This window comes from Streptomyces adustus, from assembly GCF_009377175.1.
Lineage (GTDB): Bacteria > Actinomycetota > Actinomycetes > Streptomycetales > Streptomycetaceae > Streptomyces > Streptomyces adustus.
On record NZ_VJZD01000501.1, the window covers coordinates 1 to 2,396 of the forward strand.

General features: G+C 73.1%; 2 protein-coding genes. One reads left to right on the forward strand and one right to left on the reverse strand.

Annotated elements, in window-relative coordinates:
* Positions 1–373: 373 nt before the first annotated feature.
* Positions 374–1,486, forward strand: a complete 1,113-nt coding sequence (locus tag FNH09_RS46095; RefSeq protein WP_152895828.1) for a winged helix DNA-binding domain-containing protein — start codon at positions 374–376, stop codon at positions 1,484–1,486.
* An 89-nt stretch (positions 1,487–1,575) separates the two neighbouring features.
* Here the strand turns inward: FNH09_RS46095 and FNH09_RS46100 are convergent, their stop codons facing one another.
* Positions 1,576–2,370, reverse strand: a complete 795-nt coding sequence (locus tag FNH09_RS46100; protein WP_152895829.1) for a S1 family peptidase — start codon at positions 2,368–2,370, stop codon at positions 1,576–1,578.
* Positions 2,371–2,396 lie beyond the last annotated feature (26 nt).

The window sequence follows — 2,396 nt, forward strand, 5'->3', positions numbered from 1 at the left end:
GGGGCCGGCTGCGGTGGGCGCGGCGGCAGGGGGCGGCGCCAGACGGGCTTCCTGGCTCCGGCGGCTGCGTGGCGTCGCTCGGACATCGTGGCTGCCTCCCGGTCGAGCCTGCGGCCGCGTGGTCCACGGTCGCGGTGTGCGCTGCGGGCACGGTTCGCGTCCTGTTCCCGGTCCCTGCCGTCCTCCCCGTCCTCCCCGCCGTCGTTGTTTGATCAGGTAGCAGGATATACGGGGCAAACGGCGCGGGCGTGGCGTCGGCCTCGCCGGGTGCCGGGTGCCGGGTGCCGGGTGCCGGGTGCGGCTCGGCGCCGTCCGGCGCCCGTGGCCGGCTTGCGGACCATAGGTGTCCGCAAGCGGCGCTAGCGTGCGGGGCATGACGAAGACGACGACGGCCGCGGCCGCCCCTGTGCTCGGCGTCCGCGCCCTCAACCGCGCGACCCTCGACCGGCAGCTGCTCCTGCGCCGCTCACCGCTGTCCGCCGGGGCGGCGATCGAGCACCTGCTCGGCCTCCAGGCGCAGAACGTCAAGCCGCCGTACTACGCGCTCGCCGCCCGTCTCGACCGCTTCACCCCGCAGGAGCTCTCGGGTGCCATGGCCGCTCGCGAGGTCGTCCGGATCGTCACCATGCGCTCCACGATCCACACCCACACCGCCGCCGACTGCCTCACCCTGCGGCCCTTCGTCCAGCCCGCCCGCGACCGGGAGCTGACGAACTTCCGCAAGGGGCTCACCGGCGTCGACCTCGACCGGCTGGCCGTCCTCGCGCGCGAGCTGGTCGAGGCCGCGCCGCGCACCATGAAGGAGCTGCGCGAGGCGCTGCTCGCGCAGTGGCCGGACGCCGACCCGCAGGCCCTGGCGGTCGCCGCGCGCTGCCTGCTGCCGCTCGTCCAGGTCACCCCGCGCGGACTGTGGGGACACAGCGGCCAGGTCGCGCTCACCACGGCCGAGCGCTGGCTCGGCCGGCCCGCCGAGCCCGCCCCGGCGGCCGAGACCGTCGTCCTGCGCTACCTCGCCGCCTTCGGACCGGCCTCCGTGCAGGACATGCAGACCTGGGCCGGACTGACCAGGCTGCGGGAGGTCTTCGAGCGGCTCAGGCCGCGGCTCGTGACGTTCCGGGACGAGAGCGGCGTCGAGCTCTTCGACCTGCCCGACGCGCCCCGGCCCGACCCGGACACCCCGGCCCCGCCGCGCTTCCTGCCCGAGTTCGACAACCTGCTGCTCTCCCACGCGGACCGCACCCGGGTCGTACCGCGGGAGCTGCGGGGGCGCAGCTGGCGGGGCAACCAGGCGTACCGCACCCTGCTCGTCGACGGCTTCCTCGCCGGGGTGTGGAAGCCGGCCGACGACGGACTGGTCGTCGAGCTGTTCGGCACGCTCGGCGGGGCCCGGCGGGACGAGGTCGTCGCGGAGGGGGAGCGGCTGCTCGCGCTCACGCATCCGGAGGGCGCGGGCGGCGTGCGGTTCGGGACCGTCGTAGCGGGGTGAGGACATGGATAGGGGGCGTTGCGGGCTGCTCGTGGTAGCCCGCAACGCCCCCGGTCTTCACCTGAGGGGTGCTCAGGAAATCTTCCGGGTCACGAGTTGACCTGCGCGGTCACCAGGCTGGAGAAGGTGGTCAGCCGGGTGTAGACACCCGGGTAACCGGCCTCCGCGCAGCCCTCGCCCCAAGAAGTGATCCCTGCCAGGACGCCCCCGATGAGCAGGGGACCGCCGCTGTCGCCCTGGCAGGTGTCTACGCCGCCGGAGGTGTATCCGGCGCAAACCATGTCGGTCTGGACGAAGTCCGAACCGTAGGAGCTCTTGCAGCTGGAGTCGGACACGATCGGCACGGTCGCGGTCCGCAGCTGGTTGGAGGAGCTCCCGCTCTCCGAGGTGGTGCCCCAGCCGAGGATGCGGGCCGTGGTGCCGGCCGCGTACACGCTGGTCTGGGAGGAGGAGACGTACGACGCCGTCGTGTACGGCATCGAGGTGGAGAGGGTCAGCACGGCGACGTCGTCGCCGTTGGTGGCGTCCGTGTAGGACGGGTTGATCCAGATCTTGCTGACCTTGCTGACCGTGCCGTTGGTGCCGTTCAGGTAGGTGCGGCCGCCGACCACCCGGACACTGCTGGTGCTCTCGCCCACCATGCAGTGCGCGGCCGTCACCACCTTGGTCGCCGACACCAGGGTCCCGCCGCAGAACTGGTTCTGCGAGGCGTCGGTGATCTGCATCATGAACGGGTACGCGGTGGTCGTGGTCGTGGTGCCGCCGACGATGGGCTGGGGCGCGGCGACAGCGGTGGGGGCGCTGAGCAACGCGGTGGTGACGGCGGCCGCGGTCGCCGCGACGGCGGCGACGGCGGTCCTTCGTGCGCGGTTGAGCCCGAACATGAGTCTCCTCAGTGGGGGATGCCGGT

Bases quoted from the DNA above. Each gene is read 5' to 3' on its own strand.
- FNH09_RS46095 (WP_152895828.1), top strand. From the start codon at position 374: ATGACGAAGACGACGACGGCCGCGGCCGCCCCTGTGCTCGGCGTCCGC.
- FNH09_RS46100 (WP_152895829.1), bottom strand. From the start codon at position 2,370: ATGTTCGGGCTCAACCGCGCACGAAGGACCGCCGTCGCCGCCGTCGCG.